A 19,132-nucleotide genomic window follows, 5' to 3' on the forward strand; every position below is an offset into this window, starting at 1 on the left:
GCCGAAGGGCACGCCCGGCACCCGTGGCACCGATCCGCTGCCGCCGTCCGGCCGTACCGCCGCCGGCGGCGGCCGCGCGGGCGGAGCACGGTCGCCGGGCGAGCGCCCGGCGCCGGATCGCGGCCGGCCGACCGGTGCTGACGGGGCGTCCGGGAACGGCCGCCGGGCCGACGAGGGGCGCCGCACCGACCGGGGCCGGCTGTCCGGCGCCGGCGGGATCTCCGACGGCCCCCGGCCTTCCGGCGAGCGCCGGGCCGACCGGGCACCCAGCGCACCGCGCGCGGGCCAGGGCGCCGAGGGCGCGCCCGCGGGTTCCGGGCGGCGGATGCCGTCCCCCACGGGTCGCGTGCGGCGGGCCGCCGCCGGCGACGGCCCGGCCGCCCCGCGCGGCAGCGCGAGCACCGCGGACCACGGCGGCTCCCGGGCCGCCGCCGCGGAGCGCGCCGCCGTGCGCCGCGCGGCAACGCCCCCGTCGGACCGCCCGCGCGGCGCATCCGTACCGGCCGCCCGCCCGCCCCGGTACACGGCCGGCGGCAACCGGCCGCGCGGCAGCGCGCGGCGCGGCGCGGCACGGCTGCCGAAGCAGGTGCGCGACGCATGGGACCGCCCGCTCACCGCGTACTACGTGATCCTCGGCGCCGGGCTGCTGATCACCGTGCTCGGCCTGGTGATGGTCTACTCCGCGTCGATGATCCAGGCGCTGCGCTACGGCCTGCCGTCGACGTACTACTTCCGCAAGCAGCTGATGGCCGTGGCGATCGGCTCGGTGCTGCTGTACGCGGCGGCGCGGATGCCGATCCGGCTGCACCGGGCGCTGGCCTACCCGCTGCTGCTCGGCGCGGTCTTCCTGATGTGCCTGGTCCAGGTGCCGGGGATAGGGCAGACGGTCAACGGCAACACCAACTGGCTGTCCATCGGCGGCCCGTTCCAGCTCCAGCCCAGCGAGTTCGGCAAGCTCGCCCTGGTGATGTGGGGCGCCGACCTGCTGGCCCGCAAGAACGAGAAGAAGCTGCTCACCCAGTGGAAGCACCTGCTGGTGCCGCTGGTGCCGGTCGCCGTGCTGCTGCTCGGCCTGATCATGCTCGGCGGCGACATGGGCACCACCATGGTGCTCACCGCGGTCCTGTTCGGCCTGCTGTGGCTGGCCGGCGCCCCCACCCGGCTGTTCACCGGCGTGCTGGCCGCGGCCGGCGTGCTGGCCGCGCTCTTCGTGGCGACCAGCCCCAACCGGATGGGCCGGCTGCACTGCATCGCCGCGACCTCACCCGGCGCCAACGACCAGTGCTGGCAGGCCGTGCACGGCATCTACGCCCTCGCCTCTGGCGGCTGGTTCGGCACCGGCCTGGGCGCGAGCGTGGAGAAATGGGGCGAACTTCCCGAGCCGCACACCGACTTCATCTTCGCCGTGACCGGTGAGGAACTGGGCCTGGCGGGCACGCTGTCCGTACTCGCCCTCTTCGCGGCACTAGGCTACGCGGGTATCCGCGTGGCCGGTCGCACGGAGGACCCCTTCGTCAGGTTCGCAGCGGGTGGCGTGACCACCTGGATCACGGTCCAATCCGTGATCAACGTCGGTGCGGTGCTCGGCCTGCTGCCGATCGCCGGTGTCCCGCTCCCGCTGTTCTCCTACGGAGGCTCGGCCCTCCTGCCGACCATGTACGCCGTGGGGCTGCTGATCTCCTTCGCCAGAAGCGAGCCGGCGGCGCGGGCGGCCCTGGCCATGCGGGAGCACAACTCCCTGACCGGGGTGATGAAAAGGACGATGCGACGGCGTACCGGAAGGCGGCCGTCGGGAGAGCGGTGAATGACGGTGCATGTCGTACTCGCCGGTGGGGGGACCGCCGGCCACATCGAGCCGGCGCTCGCGCTCGCCGATGCCCTGCGCAGGCAGGACCCGACCGTGGGAATCACCGCACTGGGCACCGAGCGCGGCCTGGAGACCAGGCTCGTGCCCGAGCGGGGCTACGAACTCGCCCTCATCCCCGCGGTCCCGCTGCCGCGCCGGCCCACCCCCGAACTGATCACCGTCCCCGGTCGGCTGCGCGGCACCATCAAGGCCGCCGAGCAGATCCTGGAGCGCACCAAGGCCGACTGCCTGGTCGGCTTCGGCGGCTACGTCGCCCTGCCCGGGTACCTCGCCGCCAAGCGCCTCGGCGTGCCGATCGTCGTCCACGAGGCCAACGCCCGGCCGGGCCTGGCCAACAAGATCGGCTCCCGCTACGCGCACACCGTGGCCGTCTCCACCCCGGACAGCAAGCTGCGCGACTCGCACTACATCGGCATCCCGCTGCGCCGCTCCATCGCCACCCTCGACCGGGCCGCCGCCCGCCCCGAGGCCCGGCACGCGTTCGGCCTCGACCAGAACCTGCCGACGCTGCTGGTCTCCGGCGGCTCCCAGGGCGCCCGGCGGCTCAACGAGGTGGTGACCACGGTCGCCCCGCGGCTCCAGCAGTCCGGGGTGCAGATCCTGCACGCGGTCGGCCCGAAGAACGAACTGCCGCAGTCCGACAACATGCCCGGCATGCCGCCGTACCGTCCGGTGCCCTACCTCGACCGGATGGATCTCGCCTACGCCGCCGCCGACATGATGCTGTGCCGGGCCGGCGCGATGACCGTGGCCGAACTCTCCGCGGTGGGGCTGCCCGCGGCGTACGTGCCGCTGCCGATCGGCAACGGCGAGCAGCGGCTCAACGCGCAGCCGGTGGTCAAGGCCGGCGGCGGCGTGCTGGTGGACGACGCGGAGCTGACGCCGGACTGGGTGCTGGGGAACGTCCTTCCCGTCCTCACCGACCCGCACCGGCTGTACGACATGTCCCGCGCCGCCGCGGAGTTCGGCCGCCGCGACGCGGACGAGCTGCTGATGCGAATGGTCTACGAGGCGATCGCCGCCCGACGGTAACGGGGACTCCCGCGGCGGGTTGCCGTACCCGCGGGCGAACCCGTTGCAGGATAGGAGCACCATCGCCCACCCCGGAGGCCGAGATGACCCGACTGGCAGCGCCCGGCGCGAGCCGCGTGCGGGGCGGCCCGCTCCGACCGTCGCCTCGGCCACCCCGCGGCACGGCGCGCCGCAGGCGGAACGTACTGCTGCTCGCGCTGGTCGCGTTGACCGTGGTCGGCGGGGGCGGCGGCTACCTCGTGTACGGCTCTCCGCTGCTGCGGGCCGAACGCGTCAAGGTCACCGGGAACTCCGTATTGACCGATGATCAGATCGTCAGCGCGGCGAAAGTCCCGCTCGGCGGCGCCCTGTTCTCCGTGGACACCGGCGCCGTCGGCAAACGGCTCACCACCGCGCTCCCGCGCATCGACCACGTGGACGTGGACCGCTCCTGGCCGCACACCGTCAAGCTGCGGATCGTCGAACGGACCCCGTCGGCCGTGCTCAAGAACGGCACCCGCTACACCGAAGTCGACCGCGGTGGCGTGCGATTCGCCACCGTCGACCGGGCGCCGCGCGGGGTGCCGCTGGTGCAGTTGACCGACCCGCAGGCCGCGAGCGTTCGCCAATTCGGCACAAAGGGACTGCTGCGCGCCGCCATTGCCGTCTCGGCCGAGTTGCCGCAATCCCTCAGTGGCCACGCCACCGCGATCCGGGTGCGTTCCTACGACGGCATCACCGTCGAACTCTCCGGCGGGCGCGAGGTGGTGTGGGGGAGTTCCGAGAACGGCGCACGCAAGGCGCGCACGCTCGCCGCGCTGATGAAGGCGCAGCCGGACGCGACGCACTACGACGTCAGTGCGCCCACCGCCCCTGCTGCTTCCGGGAGTTGACGGCTGGGAGGCCAGCCGCGACAAGGCGTTCGCACCCGGCTGCGCGAAGGACGGCGTGATCACATAGGGTGAAAAGAAAAACGGGAGGTTCGGCGTGTTCGTTGAACCGCCACCGCTTGTCGACTTAGTGTCTCGTCCCAAGGGAACACATGGGACTGGCGTACTGGTAACCCTAAACCTCAGGGTTAGGGTTCGGAACGGCACCGGCGAGCGTACCGACCGTCCCACACGATTCGTAACTCGAGGCGAGAGGCCTTCGACGTGGCAGCACCGCAGAACTACCTCGCAGTCATCAAGGTCGTCGGCATCGGCGGCGGTGGCGTCAACGCCATCAACCGGATGATCGAGGTCGGTCTCAAGGGCGTCGAGTTCATCGCGATCAATACCGATGCGCAGGCCCTGCTCATGAGCGACGCCGACGTCAAGCTGGACGTCGGCCGCGAACTGACCCGGGGCCTCGGCGCCGGCGCCAACCCCGACGTCGGCCGCAAGGCCGCGGAGGACCACCGCGAGGAGATCGAAGAGGTGCTCAAGGGCGCCGACATGGTCTTCGTCACCGCGGGCGAGGGGGGCGGCACCGGCACCGGCGGCGCCCCCGTCGTGGCCAACATCGCCCGCTCGCTGGGGGCGCTCACCATCGGCGTGGTGACCCGCCCCTTCACCTTCGAGGGCCGCCGCCGCGCCAACCAGGCCGAGGACGGCATCGCCGGCCTGCGGGAGAACGTCGACACGCTGATCGTGATCCCCAACGACCGGCTGCTGTCGATCTCCGACCGCCAGGTGAGCGTGCTGGACGCCTTCCGCTCCGCGGACCAGGTGCTGCTCTCCGGCGTGCAGGGCATCACCGACCTGATCACCACCCCCGGCCTGATCAACCTTGACTTCGCCGACGTCAAGTCGGTGATGTCCGAGGCGGGTTCCGCGCTGATGGGCATCGGCTCCGCCCGCGGCGACGACCGCGCGGTGGCGGCCGCGGAGATGGCGATCTCCTCGCCGCTGCTGGAGGCGTCGATCGACGGCGCCCGCGGTGTGCTGCTCTCCATCTCCGGTGGCTCCGACCTCGGCCTGTTCGAGATCAACGAGGCGGCCCAACTGGTCAGCGAGGCCGCCCACCCCGAGGCGAACATCATCTTCGGCGCGGTCATCGACGACGCCCTCGGCGACGAGGTGCGGGTGACCGTCATCGCGGCCGGCTTCGACGGCGGCCAGCCGCCGACCAAGGGCAGCCGGGACAAACTGGTCGGCGGCTACACCGCCCGTGACGACTCGTCGGGCTCTTCGTCCGGCACCCCGACCGGTTCGTCCGGCGCCGGTGCCGGCCGGGGCGCCGGCTCCGACGCGGGCCGGCTGACCCCGTCGTTCACCGGTATCGGCAGCGTGCCGGCGCCGGTCGAGCGGGAGCCCGAGCCGGACAGCGAGCCGGTCGCCGAGAACCCCGGCACCCCGTCCGGCCCGCTGGTCCCGCCGGCCCGGCCGTACCAGGACCCGGCCGTCGAGGAACTCGACGTTCCCGACTTCCTGAAGTGACCGCCCGGAAGTGATAGGGCACAGCACGGCAGTGGACGGCGCGCACTTCGCCTTCACCGACAGGTGGGGCGGGGTGAGCGCCGTTCCGTATGACAGCCTCAACCTCGGTGGCGCGGTGGGCGACGACCCGGCCGCGGTCCGGGCCAACCGCGAGCGCGCCGCGCGGGCGCTCGGCCGCGACGCGGACCGGGTGGTGTGGATGCACCAGGTGCACGGCCGCGACGTCGTGGTCGTCGACGCACCCTGGGGCGAGAGACCGGTTCCGGCGGCCGACGCCGTCGTCACCACCCGCGCGGACCTGACCCTCGCGGTGCTCACCGCCGACTGCGTACCGGTGTTGCTCGCCGACCCCGCCGCCGGCGTGGTCGCCGCCGCGCACGCCGGACGGCCCGGACTGGTGGCCGGCGTGGTGCCGGCCGCGGTCGGCGCGATGGTCGCGGCCGGCGCGCGGCCGGAGCGGATCAGCGCGCTGCTCGGCCCCTCGGTGTGCGGTAAGTGCTATGAGGTGCCCGCCGCGCTCCGGAGCGAGGTCGCGTCCGCCGTACCCGAGTCGTACGCCGAGACGAGTTGGGGTACGCCCGCGCTCGATGTGAGCGCCGGCGTGATCGCCCAACTCGCGCGCTGCGGCGTACGGGTGATCGAGGGTCCGACGGTCTGCACGCGGGAGTCCGCCGACCACTTCTCGTACCGCCGCGACCGCACCACCGGCCGGCTGGCGGGCTATGTCTGGCGCGACGGCGGGCCGGACGGCACGGCCGCCGCGGCGCCGGAACGGACCGGGTGAACGGGAGTGTCGAGCAGAGCCGAAGAGATCGCCGCGAACCTGGCGGTGGTACGGGAACGGATCGCGCGCGCCTGCGAGGCGGCCGGCCGGAGCCGCGACGAGGTCACCCTGATCGTGGTGACGAAGACCTACCCGGCCGAGGACGTCCGGGTGCTGTCCGGCCTCGGTGTGCGGCAGGTCGCGGAGAACCGCGACCAGGATGCCGGACCCAAGGCCGCCGCATGCGCCGACCTCCCGCTGACCTGGCACTTCGTCGGCCAGTTGCAGACCAACAAAGCGCGCTCCGTGGTCCGTTACGCTGACCACGTGCACTCCGTCGACCGCCCTCGCCTGGTCACCGCACTGTCCGCCGCGGCCACCGCCGCGGGAAGACGGCTCGGCTGCCTGGTGCAGGTCGCCCTCGACGCGGAGTCCGGCGACCGGGGCGAACGCGGCGGGGTGGCACCCGACGCGGTGGGCCCGCTGGCCGACGCGATCGCCGCCGCCGACGGGCTGCGGCTCGACGGTGTGATGACGGTCGCGCCGCTGGCGGGGGCGTACGCGGGTCAACCCCGCGCGGCCTTCGATCGGTTGGCGGAAATCTCATCCCGCCTGCGCGAGACGCATCCGGCTGCGAACATGGTCTCGGCAGGGATGAGTCAGGATCTGGACGAAGCGGTGGCCGCCGGAGCGACACATGTACGCGTCGGTACGGCGGTACTCGGAGTCCGTCCCGGGCTCCGGTAACGTCACCAAACAAGTCGGACCACAGCATAAATATGGTGTGGCGGCCGCCCCGAGCGGCGGCCGCGGACCGAACCCCGCTGAGAGGACGCAGAGCATGGCCGGCGCGATGCGCAAGATGGCGGTCTACCTCGGTCTCGTGGAGGACGACGGATACGACGGACCGGGGTTCGACCCCGACGACGAGTTCGAGCCCGAGATGGCCACGCCGCCCAGCGGCCGGGCCGACCCGGAGCCCGAACGCGCCGCCCCTCGTAGGCCGCACAGCCAGCACGTGCCGCCGAGCCCGCAGCCGCAGGACGACCCCCCGCGGCTGGTGCATGCCCCGGCGCCGCGCGAACCGCGGATCGCCCCAGTGGCATCCATCACACCCGAACGTCAGAACCTGGAGAAGAACGCACCGGTGATCATGCCCAAGGTCGTGTCAGAGCGGGAACCGTACCGGATCACCACGCTGCACCCCCGGACCTACAACGAAGCCCGTACCATCGGGGAACACTTCCGTGAAGGCACCCCGGTGATCATGAACTTGACCGAGATGGACGACACCGACGCGAAGCGACTTGTCGACTTTGCCGCCGGTCTGGTCTTCGGCCTGCACGGCAGCATCGAGCGGGTGACGCAGAAGGTCTTTCTGCTCTCGCCTGCTAACGTCGATGTCACGGCGGAGGACAAGGCTCGCATCGCCGAGGGTGGGTTCTTCAACCAGAGCTAGCCTGAACCTGGTCTGACCAGGCAGAACGCAACCGCACGACATGTAGGACCCGGCCGGCAGGCCGATGGATGAGCAGGGGAGAGGGAAGCGCGATGAATGTCGCACTCCAGGTGCTGTACATCGCGCTGTACGTCTTCCTGTTCGTGCTCATCTTCCGATTGGTGATGGATTACGTCTTCCAGTTCGCCCGTTCGTGGCACCCTGGGAAGGCGATGGTGGTCATCCTGGAAGCCACCTACACTGTCACCGATCCGCCACTTAAGCTTCTGCGGCGTTTCATCCCGCCGCTACGTCTCGGGGGCGTGGCGCTCGACCTGTCCTTCTTCGTATTGATGATCATCGTGTTCATCCTGATCTCCGTCGTAGGGGGTTTGATGTGAACGGTGTGGGCTCCCGATATGTCGACGATCACGTTGAGGTGAAGAGATGCCGCTGACCCCCGAGGACGTTCGGAACAAGCAGTTCACGACCGTCCGCCTCCGAGAGGGCTATGACGAGGACGAGGTCGACGCCTTCCTCGACGAGGTGGAGTCGGAACTGACCCGACTGCTCCGCGAGAACGAGGACCTGCGGGCCAAGTTGGCCGCTGCGACTCGGGCCGCCGCTGCCAACCAGCAGCCGCAGAACATGCGCAAGCCGGAGCAGCAGGATCGTCCGGTCCCCGCCGCCATATCCGGACCGCAGCCGGTGCAGCAGCAGATGCCGCAGCAGCAGATGGGCCCGCCCCAACTGCCGGGTGGCGCACCGCAGCTGCCGGCTGGACCGAGTGGGCAGCAGCAGCACGGCCCCGGCCCGGGCCAGATGGGGCAGATGGGGCAGCACCCCATGCAGCAGCAAGGCCCCGGCCCGATGGGCCAGATGGGCCAGCACCCGATGCAGCAGCAGGGGCACCCCATGCAGCAGCAGGGTCCTGGTGGCATGCAGGGTCCCGGTGGTCCGGGTATGCAGGGGCCTGGTGGTCCCGGCGGTCCGGGCATGCAGGGCGGCCCCGGCCCGATGGGCCAGCACCCGATGCAGCAGCAGGGCCCCGGTGGCGACAGCGCCGCCCGCGTCCTCTCGCTCGCCCAGCAGACCGCCGACCAGGCGATCGCCGAGGCGCGGTCCGAGGCCAACAAGATCGTGGGCGAAGCGCGCAGCCGCGCCGAGGGCCTGGAGCGGGACGCCCGCGCCAAGGCCGACGCGCTGGAGCGGGACGCCCAGGAGAAGCACCGCGTGGCCATGGGCTCCCTGGAGTCCGCGCGGGCGACGCTCGAGCGCAAGGTCGAGGACCTGCGCGGGTTCGAGCGGGAGTACCGCACCCGGCTGAAGTCCTACCTGGAGTCGCAGCTGCGCCAGTTGGAGAACCAGGCGGACGACTCGCTCGCCCCGCCGCGGACCTCCCCGCCGGCGCCGTCGCTGCCCTCCGCGCCTTCCATGGGCGGCAGTTCCATGGGTGGTGGCGGTTCCATGGGCGGCAGCAGCTCCATGGGCGGGATGGCGCCCGCGGGTGCCGGAGCGATGGGTCACGGCGGTTCCGGTGGGCCTTCCTACGGAGCCGGTGCCGCGCAGAACGGCTCCATGGGCGGCGGGCACACACCCGGGCCCACGTATGGTGGCCAGCAGCAGATGTCGCCCGCGATGACGCAGCCGATGGCTCCGGTACGGCCGCAGGGGCCGCAGCCGTTGCAGCAGGCACCGACGCCGATGCGAGGGTTCCTGATTGACGAGGACGACAACTAGGACGTCGCTCTCCCAGCACGACGAAGGTCCGGGCCCCCGGGGAAACATTTCCCCAGCGGGGCCCGGACCTTTTGTGCTTCCCGCCCACCCGCCCCTCAGGGTGCCCCTGCCGGGGCGGGGTTGCCCCGACAGGCGACGGCTCCCCGGGGCGGGGGCGCCCTCACGGATGAGGGCGCCCCCGCCCGTTCGCGGCTAGGCCCTCCGCAGGGTGAAGGTGAGCGACAGGCCCTCGTCCGTGAAGGCGGGGCCGGACTCGGGGGCGGGGGCGCCCTGGGAGAAGTCGGTGGCCAGGACCTCCTCGGAGATCAGGGAGCCGTGGGCGTCGAGAGCCCCCGTGACCTCGGGGTCGGTCGAGGTCCAGCGGATCTCGACCCGGTCCGCCACGTCGAATCCCGACTGCTTGCGCGCCTCCTGGATGAGCCGGATCGCATCGCGGGCGAGCCCGGCGAGCCGCAACTCGGGCGTGATCGTGAGGTCGAGCGCCACGGTCGCACCGGAGTCCGACGCGACCGACCACCCCTCGCGAGGAGTCTCCGTGACGATGACCTCCTCCGGGGAGAGCGTGACCCTCTCACCGTCGACCTCGACACTCGTGGTGCCGCTCTCCCGCAACTGCGCCGACAGGACACTCGCGTCAGCGGCGGCGACGGCGGCCGCGACCGCCTGGACTCCCTTGCCGAACCGCTTGCCCAGCGCGCGGAAGTTGGCCTTGGCGCTGGTGTCGACCAGCGACCCGCCCACCTCGGAGAGGGACGCGAGCGAGGAGACGTTCAGCTCCTCCGCGATCTGGTCGCGCAGTTCGGACGGCAGCGTCGCGAAACCGCTCGCCGCCACCAGCGCACGGGACAGCGGCTGCCGGGTCTTCACCCCGGACTCCGCGCGGGTGGCGCGGCCGAGTTCGACCAGCCGGCGGACCAGCCGTACCTGCTCGGACAGCGCCGGGTCGATCCGCTCGGCGTCGGCCACCGGCCACTCGGCGAGGTGGACCGAGTCGGGGGCGTCGGGCACCACCGGGACCACCAGGTCCTGCCAGACCCGCTCGGTGATGAACGGCACCAGCGGCGCCATCAGCCGGGTGAAGGTCTCCAGCACGTCGTGCAGGGTGCGCAGCGCGGCCGCGTCGCCCTGCCAGAACCGCCGCCGGGAGCGCCGGACATACCAGTTGGACAGGTCGTCGACGAAGGCGGACAGCAGCTTGCCGGCCCGCTGGGTGTCGAAGTCCTCCAGCGCGGCGGTGGTGTCGCGGACCAGCGCGTTGAGCTCGCCGACCAGCCAGCGGTCCAGCAGCGGCCGGTCCGCCACCGCCGGGTCGGCCGCGGACGGCGCCCAGCCGGAGGTGCGGGCGTACAGCGCCTGGAAGGCGACCGTGTTCCAGTAGGTGAGCAGCGTCTTGCGGACCACCTCCTGGATGGTGCCGTGCCCGACCCGGCGGGCCGCCCACGGCGAGCCGCCCGCGGCCATGAACCAGCGCACCGCGTCGGCGCCGTGCTGGTCCATCAGCGGGATCGGCTCCAGGATGTTGCCGAGGTGCTTGGACATCTTGCGGCCGTCCTCGGCGAGGATGTGGCCGAGGCAGACCACGTTCTCGTACGAGGACCGGTCGAAGACCAGGGTGCCGATGGCCATCAGCGTGTAGAACCAGCCGCGGGTCTGGTCGATCGCCTCGGAGATGAACTGCGCGGGGTAGGTCCGCTCGAAGATCTCCTTGTTGCGGTACGGATAGCCCCACTGCGCGAACGGCATCGACCCGGAGTCGTACCAGGCGTCGATCACCTCGGGCACCCGGGTCGCGGTCTGCCCGCACTCCGGGCAGGGGAAGGTGACCGCGTCGATGTACGGGCGGTGCGGGTCGAGGCCGGACTGGTCGGTACCGGTCAGCTCGGTGAGGTCGGCGCGCGAGCCGGCGCAGGTGAGGTGGCCGTCGGCGCAGCGCCAGATGGGCAGCGGGGTGCCCCAGTAGCGGTTGCGGGACAGCGCCCAGTCCACGTTGTTGTCCAGCCAGTCGCCGTAGCGGCCGTGCTTGACGGTCTCCGGGTACCAGTTGGTGCGCTCGTTCTCCCGCAGCAGCGCGTCCTTGACCGCGGTGGTGCGGATGTACCAGGACGGCTGGGCGTAGTAGAGCAGCGCGGTGTGGCAGCGCCAGCAGTGCGGGTAGCTGTGCTCGTAGGGCAGGTGCCGGAAGAGCCGGCCGGCCGCGTCGAGTTCGGCGACCAGCGTCTCGTCGGCCTTCTTGAAGAAGACCCCGCCGACCAGCGGCACGTCCGGCTGGAAGGTGCCGTCCGGGCGGACCGGGTTGACCACCGGCAGGCCGTACGCGCGGCAGGTCCTGAGGTCGTCCTCGCCGAACGCGGGGGACTGGTGCACCAGCCCGGTGCCGTCCTCGGTGGTGACGTACTCGGCGTTGACGACGAAGTGCGCGTCGGGGATGTCCACGTAGTCGAACGGGCGCTGGTACGTCCAGCGCTCCATCTCGCGGCCGGTGAAGGTCTGCCCGGTCGTGGCCCATCCTTCGCCGAGCGCCTTGCCGAGCAGCGGTTCGGCGACGACCAGCCGCTCGGTGCCGTCGGTGGCCACCACGTACGTCACGTCGGGGTGCGCGGCGACCGCCGTGTTGGAGACCAGGGTCCAGGGGGTGGTCGTCCACACCAGGAGCGAAGCCTCGCCGGCCAGCGGGCCGGAGGTGAGCGGGAAGCGCACGTAGACCGAGGGGTCGACGACCGTCTCGTAGCCCTGCGCGAGTTCGTGGTCGGACAGCCCGGTCTGGTCGCGCGGGCACCAGGGGGCGACCCGGTAGTCCTGCACCAGCAGGCCCTTGTCGAAGATCTGCTTGAGCGACCACCACACCGACTCGATGTACTGGGGGTCCATGGTGCGGTAGGCGTCGTCGAGGTCCACCCAGTAGCCCATGCGCGTGGTCAGCTCGGTGAAGGCGTCGGTGTGCCGGGTCACCGACGCGCGGCACTTCGCGTTGAACTCCGCGATGCCGTACTTCTCGATGTCCTGCTTGCCGGTGAAGCCCAGTTCCTTCTCCACCGCCAGCTCGACCGGCAGGCCGTGGCAGTCCCAGCCGGCCTTGCGGGTCACGTGGTGGCCCTGCATGGTCTTGAAGCGCGGGAAGACGTCCTTGAAGACGCGCGCCTCGATGTGGTGGGCGCCGGGCATGCCGTTGGCGGTCGGCGGGCCCTCGTAGAAGACCCAGTCCGGGCGGCCCTCGGACTGCTGGACCGAGCGGGCGAAGGTCTTCCGCTCGCTCCACAGCTCCAGCACCTCGTGTTCGAGGGCGGGCAGGTCGACCTGTGCGGGTACCTGGCGGTACTGCGGCTGGCGCGGCTGGCTCATCAGGGTTCTTCCTCCGGCGGACGCTTGTCGCTTGTCGCGTTCTTCCGTCGGAGGGACGAGAGCCTGTGCCGGCGCTCCCGCGGTACCACCCTCCTTGGCGGTGTGCCGGGCCCGTACGGGACCCACCGCCCCCTCATTGGGGTCGCGAGGCCGGTTCTACCAGCGGACGGGTGTGCTCACCGCACGCCCGTGGGCCTTCTTCCGGCGACTCCGGGGTGATCTTCGCACCGCGCACACCCCCGGGCTTCCACCGTCCCCGGGTCGCTCATGGCTGCGTGCGGCGCTACTCGTCCCATCCACGCCTTTCGCTGCGCCCAGTGTACGGGCCCGCGCGCCGCGCCCGCGCACCGTTTTCCCCCGCCCCGGCCCGGCCGCCGCGCCCGCCTTCTTCCGCCCTCCGGTGGCCTTCCACCTGCCCGTCCCGGACGCGGGGTGACCCTGATGGCCGTCTTTGTTCCGGAATGCGGCATGGTTCGCGGGTTACGGCGGAATACCTGACGGTGAGCTGGGCACAACGGATGCAGACCGGTTCCCCGCCGAGGGGTGCCGGTCGGCCCGGCAGCGCGCCCCGTTGCCGCGGATCGATGCCCGATTTACCGTTTCCGGCACGATTCGCGAACGAGATCACTGACGTGAAGGGGTCGCGGCCATGGTCGTGAAGAAGCCCGCCGCCACCGCGGCGGCGGCGAGTGAACCGGCCAAGAAGGCCGCCGGGAAGAAGGCGGCCACGAAGAAGGGCGCGACCGGCACGGAATCGGCGGCGGAGGCGCCCGCCGCCCGCTCGGCCAAACGGACGGCGGCCAAGCGGACGGCGAAGAAGAGCGCGGCCGGCGGCGCCCACGCCGCGACCCGCCGCACCGGTGGGACCGAGGCTTCTGCGGAGGAGGCGCCGACAGGCGTGGAGGACACAGCCACTGAGGCGACGACGGGGGCGGGGGCGACCGGGACTGCGGCGCGGAAGAAGACAGCCGCGGCGAAGAAGACGGCGGCGAAGAAGTCCGCCGCCAAGAAGTCCGCCGCCAAGAAGGCGCCCGCGAAGAAGACCACGGCCAAGAAGGCGGCCGGCAAGAAGGCCGCCGCGAAGAAGACTTCGGCAGCTCAGCGGCCGAAAGCCGAAGCGGCGTCCGCCGGCGAGGCTGGGACCAGGAAGACAGGAGCCCGCAAGGTGGGAGCTAAGAAGACGGTGGCCGGGACGGCCGACTCCGCGGTGCCCGCGGCGCGGAACGCGGCGGAGCCGGGCGGCCTCGCGGTGCTGCCCGGCGAGGACCCGTGGACCCCCGAGGAGGTCGAGGAGGCGCGGTCGGAGCTGCTCGCGGAGGTGGAGCGGCTCAAGACGGAGATCGCCTCCTCCGAGGCCGCCGTCGCCGGCCTGCTGCGCGACTCCGGGGACGGCGCGGGCGACGAGGCGGACACCGGGTCCAAGAACATCACCCGCGAGTCGGAGCTGGCGCTCGCCGCGAACACCCGGGAGATGCTCACGCAGGCGGATCACGCGCTGCGCCGGCTCGACGAAGGGACGTACGGGCTCTGCGAGGTCTGCGGCAAGCCGATCGGGAAGGCCCGTATGCAGGCGTTCCCCCGGGCGACGCTGTGCCTCGACGACAAGCAGCGCCAAGAGCGCCGCTGAACGGTGCCCCCGACCCCCCGGGTGCCCCCGTTCTGTCGGCCCGGGGACCACCCCCCGGTGGGCGGTTGCGCGCGTCGGTTCCCGCGCCCCTGGGTTTCGCTCGGGCCTTCCGTGAAAAGAGCCTCGCTTCTTCCCTGTACCCGGGTGTGCCTGGTTCTCGCGGGGCTTGGGCGGGTTGGACTGCCGTCCGGGCCGCCCCTTGCGGGGGCTCGCCGGATCTTCCCCCGGCATTGGGCTGGTCGCGCAGTTCCCCGCGCCCCTTCGTGGTGGCTGGTCGCCGCGGGGACAGCGCACCTCAGAAGGTCGGCCTACCCAGGGGCGCGTGGGGGTACCTCCCAGGCGAAGCTCTGGGGGGAGAACGGCGCGAGCAACCCACCACCGGGAGGTGGTCCCGGAACCGACAGTGCGGGGAAGCCCGGGGGTCGGGGGCCCCTTGGTACCCTCGCACGGAGGGTCGGGCACACAAGGCTAGGGACTGACGTGACGGAAGCGGAGCGCACCATCACCACACCGGAGACGCCGGACGCGGAGGCGGGCGCGGAGAAGGGCGCGGGCGGGGCCACCGAGGCGGCGCCGGCGCCGCGCGGCAGGCGCCGGGTCGCCGTGCTGATAGGCGTCGCGGCACTGGCGTACCTGCTGGACCTGCTCTCGAAGCTGTGGGTGGTGCACAGCCTGGAGAACCATGATCCGGTCGACATCTTCGGCCACTACCTGCGGCTGGACGCGATCCGGAACGGCGGCGCGGCCTTCGGCATCGGCCAGGGCATGACCATCGTGTTCACGGTGATCGCCGCCGGCGTCATCGTGGTGATCGTCCGTCTCTCCCGCCGCCTGTACAGCGTCCCGTGGGCGATCGCGCTCGGCCTGCTGCTCGGCGGGGCCTTCGGCAACCTCACCGACCGGGTCTTCCGCACCCCCGGCGGGTTCCAGGGCCGCGTGGTCGACTTCATCGCGCCCGAGCACTTCGCGATCTTCAACCTCGCCGACTCCGCGATCACCTGCGGTGGCGTCCTGATCGTGCTGCTCTCCTTCCTGGGTATCGAGCCTGACGGCAAGCGCCAGCAGCGCGACGACTGACCGCCGGCGCGGGGACCGTACGGCGTCCCCCCGGAGGCCGCTTGGAGACCGCTCGGAGGCCGCCCGGCGTCCGGGCCGCGCCGCGTCCGGCATACTCGACCAGGTGAGTACGCTTCCCGAGGTCCGCTCCCTTCCCGTGCCCGACGGCCTGGAGGGCGAGCGCGTCGACGCCGCCATCGCCCGCATGTTCGGCTTCTCCAGGACGAAGGCCGCCGAACTGGCCGCGGCCGGGAAGGTGTCGATCGACGGGGCAGCGGCGGGCAAGTCCGAGCGGGTGCACGGCGGGGCGTGGCTCGAGGTGGAGATGCCCGCGCCGGCCGCCCCCGTACAGATCGTCGCCGAGCCCGTCGAGGGCATGGAGATCGTGTACGACGACGAGGACGTGGTGGTCGTCGTCAAGCCGGTCGGGGTCGCCGCGCACCCCAGCCCCGGGTGGACCGGGACCACCGTGATCGGCGGGCTGGCCGCCGCCGGGTACCGGATTTCCACGTCCGGCGCCGCCGAGCGCCAGGGCATCGTGCACCGGCTGGACGTGGGCACCTCCGGGCTGATGGCCGTGGCCAAGTCCGAGCGGGCGTACACCCGGCTCAAGCAGCAGTTCCGCGACCGCGTGGTGGACAAGCGCTACCACGCTCTGGTGCAGGGCCACCCCGACCCGATGAGCGGCACCATCGACGCGCCGATCGGCCGGCACCCCACTCACGACTACAAGTGGGCGGTGACCGCCGAGGGCAAGCCGTCGGTGACGCACTACGACCTGATCGAGGCGTTCCGCTCCGCGAGCCTGCTCGACATCAAGCTGGAGACCGGCCGCACCCACCAGATCCGGGTGCACATGTCCGCGCACCGCCACCCCTGCGTCGGCGACCTCACCTACGGGGCCGACCCGACGCTGGCCAAGCGGCTCGGGCTGACCCGGCAGTGGCTGCACGCGGTGCGACTGGGCTTCGAGCACCCCGCGGACGGCGAGTGGGTCGAGTTCGAAAGCACGTATCCCCAAGACCTCCAGGCCGCACTGGACGTGGTGAGGGCCGACAGCCAGTAACCGCGTGGCAACCTAGCGGCGTGGATCAACTCGCGCTGTTCTTCGCGATCATGCTGGCCGCGATCGTCATGGTGCCCGTGGCCGAACGGGTCGGGCTGCCCTCGCCGGTGCTGATGACCGTGCTGGGCGGCGTGCTGGCGCTGATCCCGCAGGTGCCGAACATCGAGATCAACCCCGAGTTGATCCTGCCGCTGGTGCTGCCGCCGCTGCTGTACGCCTCGGTGCAGCGCACCTCGTGGCGGCAGTTCGCGGCGAACCGGCGGGCGATCTTCCTGCTCGCGGTCGCCCTGGTGTTCCTCACCACGGCCGCGGTCGCGGCCGTCGCCAACGCGGTGGTGCCCGGGATCACGCTGGCCGCCGCCGTCACCCTCGGCGCCCTGGTGGCCCCGCCGGACCCGGTCGCCGCGACCGCGGTGGCCGGCAGCCTCGGCCTGCCCCGCCGGATGATCTCCATCCTCGAAGGGGAGGGGCTGTTCAACGACGTCACCGCGATCGTGCTCTACCACGTGGCGGTCGCGGCGGTGCTCTCCGGCCACTTCTCGCTGCCGCACGCCGTCCTGGAGTTCGTCCTGTCGGCGGTCGTCGCGGTCGCGGTCGGGCTGGTGCTCGGCTGGGGCGCGAACAAGCTGATGGGCGTGGTCGGCGACGCCACCTTGCAGATCGGCCTGTCGCTGCTGGTGCCGTTCGCCTCCTACGCGATCGCCGAGGGGCTGCACGGCTCCGGCGTGCTCGCCGTGCTCACCGCGGCGCTCTTCCTCACCGAGTACGCCTTCGAGGCCGACGACGTGACCGCACGGCTGGCCGGCAACACCTTCTGGGAGATCGTCGACACCCTCGTCACCGGGATCGCCTTCGGGCTGATCGGCCTGGAGATGCACCACGTCTTCAGCGCGGGCGCCGGACACTGGGGGCCGATGCTGCGCGACGCCGGGCTGATCGTCGCCGTCGTGGTCGGCATCCGGCTGCTCTACCTGCTGCCCGCCGCGGCCATCGCCAAGCGGCTGCACACGCTGCGGGACATGGACGAGGACATCCCGCTGACCTGGCGGGAGACGGTCACCATGTGGTGGGCCGGGATGCGCGGGGTGGCCTCCGTCGCCCTCGCGCTGGCGATCCCGCTCACCACGGACCACGGCGACCCGTTCCCCGCCCGCGCCCAACTGCTCTTCATCGCCTTCTCCGTGGTCCTGGTCACCCTCGTGATCCAGGGACTCACGCTGCCCTGGCTGGTGCGCAGGCTCGGGGTCACCGGGGACATCGAGGTCGAGCACGACCAGGAACGCGCGCTGGCGCTGCGCGCGATGAAGGCGGCCAGGAGGCGGCTCAAGGAGATCGAGACGGCGGAGGACCTCGACGAGGAACTCGCGGAGATGCTCTACCACCGGGCGATCGACCTCGGGGCCCGTATCTCGCCCGATGTCCTCGACGACGAGCGGCGCGAGAGCCACGCGGGGCGCGCCCGGCGGATCAAGGCGCTGCGCCGTATCCAGGACGACATGCTCTCCGCGGCCCGCCACGAGGTGCTCTCCGCCCGCAGCGAACCCGGGTCCGACCCGGAGATCGTGGATCGCGTGCTGAGACATCTCGATCTGCGGTCCATGCGAGGGGTGTGACGGACCCGGCGGGGTGGTGAGCTCTGCCGGTTCCGGGACACCGGGGGAGGCCCCGGGACTACCTGTCGGGGCTGGGCGGGGGCTCGTCCTGCACGCGAACGCTGACGCGGGGGAGCGCGTACGGGTGCTCCGTGCGCAGCCAGTCGATGAGTTGCTCGCGGATGAGGCAGCGGAGCGCGAAGATGTCGCCGGCGTCCTTGGCGGTGGCGACGGCGCGCACCTGGACGGTGGTGGGGGTGGTGTCGAGGACGACCAGGCTCCAGGCCCGGTGGTCCCACTCGGCGGCCTGCTCGAGTATCTCCAGCAGGCGCTTGCGCATGAGGTCGACGGGCGCGGAGTGGTCGAGGTGGAGGAGGACCGCGCCGGTCATCCGGGGGTCGCCGCGCGACCAGTTCTCGAACGGCTTGCTGGTGAAGTACGAGACGGGCATGGTGATCCGGCGCTCGTCCCAGGTCCGTACGCTCAGAAAGGTGAGCGTGATCTCCTCGACCTCGCCCCACTCGCCGTCGACGACCACGGTGTCGCCGATCCGCACCATGTCCCCGAAGGCGATCTGGAGCCCGGCGAAGAGGTTGCTGAGGGTGGACTGGGCGGCCACACCGGCGACGATGCCGATGATGCCGGCCGAGGCCAGGACGGACGCGCCGACGGTCCGCATCTCCGGGAACGTGAAGAGCATCGAGGCGACCGCGATCACGCCGACGATCGCGGTCAGCACCCGCTGGATGAGGGTGAGTTGGGTACGCAGCCGGCGGATCTTCGGCACGCTGTGCGCGGTGGCGGCGTAGCGGGCGTAGGAGGAGTCGATGACGGCGGCCGCGACGCGGACCACCAGCCAGGCCGACGCGGCGATCAGCACCAGGGTGAGCGCCTGGCCGATGGCCGCCGCGTGGTCGTCCTCGAAGTGCGCGGCGTGGTAGGCGCCGCGCAGCAGGGCCGTGCAGAGCACCACCTGCGACGGCAGCCGGCAGCGGCGCAGCAGGTCCCACAGCGGGGTCTCCGGGTGCCGCGCGTCGGCCGAGCGCAGCGCCCGGTCGCCTATCCAGCCGACCAGTACCGTCAGCACGACCGCCGCGCCGACCACCACGATCGGCCGCAGCGTGCTCTCCATGCCCACCACCTGCTTCTCTTCCCGTCCGTCGGCAGCCCCGTACGGCACCTGTGTACGGCGTCCGACCTGCCGCTGGCAACT

15 protein-coding genes are annotated in these 19,132 nt (G+C 72.0%); 13 read left to right on the forward strand and 2 right to left on the reverse strand.

The genetic code is table 11. The annotated features are described in order from the left end of the window. Positions 1 to 325 precede the first annotated feature (325 nt). The 9 genes from ftsW to ACIPAE_RS15350 all read left to right on the forward strand — a co-directional run bounded on the left by ftsW (position 326) and on the right by ACIPAE_RS15350 (position 9,239). Entirely contained in the window at positions 326 to 1,804 is a 1,479-nt protein-coding gene (ftsW, locus tag ACIPAE_RS15310; protein ID WP_402445508.1) for a putative lipid II flippase FtsW, read from the forward strand. A gap of 6 nt (positions 1,805 to 1,810) precedes the next feature. Next, on the forward strand, positions 1,811 to 2,899 hold the full coding sequence (murG, locus tag ACIPAE_RS15315) for an undecaprenyldiphospho-muramoylpentapeptide beta-N-acetylglucosaminyltransferase (RefSeq protein WP_328473970.1): 1,089 nt from the start codon (positions 1,811 to 1,813) through the stop codon (positions 2,897 to 2,899). A gap of 83 nt (positions 2,900 to 2,982) precedes the next feature. After that, entirely contained in the window at positions 2,983 to 3,771 is a 789-nt protein-coding gene (locus tag ACIPAE_RS15320; protein WP_329370433.1) for an FtsQ-type POTRA domain-containing protein, read from the forward strand. 261 nt (positions 3,772 to 4,032) lie between these two features. Further along, positions 4,033 to 5,298, forward strand: a complete 1,266-nt coding sequence (ftsZ, locus tag ACIPAE_RS15325) for a cell division protein FtsZ (protein WP_329370435.1) — start codon at positions 4,033 to 4,035, stop codon at positions 5,296 to 5,298. A 31-nt stretch (positions 5,299 to 5,329) separates the two neighbouring features. Continuing rightward, positions 5,330 to 6,082, forward strand: a complete 753-nt coding sequence (gene pgeF / locus ACIPAE_RS15330; protein WP_328462962.1) for a peptidoglycan editing factor PgeF — start codon at positions 5,330 to 5,332, stop codon at positions 6,080 to 6,082. A 6-nt stretch (positions 6,083 to 6,088) separates the two neighbouring features. After that, the gene (locus tag ACIPAE_RS15335) at positions 6,089 to 6,808 is read left to right on the forward strand and encodes a YggS family pyridoxal phosphate-dependent enzyme (protein WP_402445427.1); all 720 of its coding nucleotides are present in this window, start codon (positions 6,089 to 6,091) and stop codon (positions 6,806 to 6,808) included. Positions 6,809 to 6,902: 94 nt separating this feature from the next. Beyond that, positions 6,903 to 7,520, forward strand: a complete 618-nt coding sequence (locus ACIPAE_RS15340) for a cell division protein SepF (RefSeq protein WP_366414293.1) — start codon at positions 6,903 to 6,905, stop codon at positions 7,518 to 7,520. Positions 7,521 to 7,612: 92 nt separating this feature from the next. Then, a complete protein-coding gene (locus ACIPAE_RS15345) occupies positions 7,613 to 7,900 on the forward strand; it encodes a YggT family protein (protein ID WP_328462956.1) in 288 nt (95 codons plus the stop codon). Positions 7,901 to 7,946: 46 nt separating this feature from the next. Then, complete coding sequence (locus tag ACIPAE_RS15350; protein ID WP_329370441.1) at positions 7,947 to 9,239, forward strand: DivIVA domain-containing protein; 1,293 nt, start codon at positions 7,947 to 7,949, stop codon at positions 9,237 to 9,239. A gap of 192 nt (positions 9,240 to 9,431) precedes the next feature. Here ACIPAE_RS15350 and ileS read toward each other — a convergent pair whose 3' ends face one another. Then, positions 9,432 to 12,578 (reverse strand): isoleucine--tRNA ligase, encoded by a 3,147-nt coding sequence (gene ileS, locus ACIPAE_RS15355; RefSeq protein ID WP_329370442.1) that lies wholly within the window; start codon positions 12,576 to 12,578, stop codon positions 9,432 to 9,434. Between the two features lie 649 nt (positions 12,579 to 13,227). Between ileS and ACIPAE_RS15360 the strand changes: the two genes are divergently transcribed. The 4 genes from ACIPAE_RS15360 (at position 13,228) to ACIPAE_RS15375 (ending at position 17,940) form a co-directional block, all read left to right on the forward strand. Next, positions 13,228 to 14,205 carry a TraR/DksA family transcriptional regulator gene (locus ACIPAE_RS15360; RefSeq protein WP_402445430.1) on the forward strand — a complete coding sequence of 326 codons (978 nt, stop codon included), beginning with the start codon at positions 13,228 to 13,230 and terminating at the stop codon, positions 14,203 to 14,205. A gap of 480 nt (positions 14,206 to 14,685) precedes the next feature. After that, positions 14,686 to 15,282, forward strand: coding sequence for a signal peptidase II (lspA, locus tag ACIPAE_RS15365; RefSeq protein ID WP_402445432.1), 597 nt, complete (start codon positions 14,686 to 14,688; stop codon positions 15,280 to 15,282). A gap of 103 nt (positions 15,283 to 15,385) precedes the next feature. Next, complete coding sequence (locus ACIPAE_RS15370; RefSeq protein WP_329370446.1) at positions 15,386 to 16,327, forward strand: RluA family pseudouridine synthase; 942 nt, start codon at positions 15,386 to 15,388, stop codon at positions 16,325 to 16,327. Between the two features lie 20 nt (positions 16,328 to 16,347). Beyond that, a complete protein-coding gene (locus ACIPAE_RS15375) occupies positions 16,348 to 17,940 on the forward strand; it encodes a Na+/H+ antiporter (RefSeq protein ID WP_329370448.1) in 1,593 nt (530 codons plus the stop codon). A 58-nt stretch (positions 17,941 to 17,998) separates the two neighbouring features. On the opposite strand, the gene ACIPAE_RS15380 is transcribed toward ACIPAE_RS15375, so the two are convergent. Then, positions 17,999 to 19,051: a mechanosensitive ion channel family protein gene (locus tag ACIPAE_RS15380; RefSeq protein WP_402445434.1), complete on the reverse strand. Its 1,053-nt coding sequence runs from the start codon at positions 19,049 to 19,051 to the stop codon at positions 17,999 to 18,001. Positions 19,052 to 19,132 lie beyond the last annotated feature (81 nt).

The sequence above is a fragment of the Streptomyces sp. NPDC087270 genome (genome assembly GCF_044744625.1).
Lineage (GTDB): Bacteria > Actinomycetota > Actinomycetes > Streptomycetales > Streptomycetaceae > Actinacidiphila.

Excerpts from the sequence above, each read along its gene's own strand:
- ftsW (WP_402445508.1), top strand. The coding sequence starts at position 326 with ATGCCGTCCCCCACGGGTCGCGTGCGGCGGGCCGCCGCCGGCGACGGC.
- ACIPAE_RS15320 (WP_329370433.1), top strand. The coding sequence starts at position 2,983 with ATGACCCGACTGGCAGCGCCCGGCGCGAGCCGCGTGCGGGGCGGCCCG.
- ACIPAE_RS15340 (WP_366414293.1), top strand. The coding sequence starts at position 6,903 with ATGGCCGGCGCGATGCGCAAGATGGCGGTCTACCTCGGTCTCGTGGAG.
- ACIPAE_RS15345 (WP_328462956.1), top strand. The coding sequence starts at position 7,613 with ATGAATGTCGCACTCCAGGTGCTGTACATCGCGCTGTACGTCTTCCTG.
- ACIPAE_RS15350 (WP_329370441.1), top strand. The coding sequence starts at position 7,947 with ATGCCGCTGACCCCCGAGGACGTTCGGAACAAGCAGTTCACGACCGTC.
- ileS (WP_329370442.1), bottom strand. The coding sequence starts at position 12,578 with ATGAGCCAGCCGCGCCAGCCGCAGTACCGCCAGGTACCCGCACAGGTC.
- ACIPAE_RS15360 (WP_402445430.1), top strand. The coding sequence starts at position 13,228 with ATGGTCGTGAAGAAGCCCGCCGCCACCGCGGCGGCGGCGAGTGAACCG.
- ACIPAE_RS15380 (WP_402445434.1), bottom strand. The coding sequence starts at position 19,051 with ATGGAGAGCACGCTGCGGCCGATCGTGGTGGTCGGCGCGGCGGTCGTG.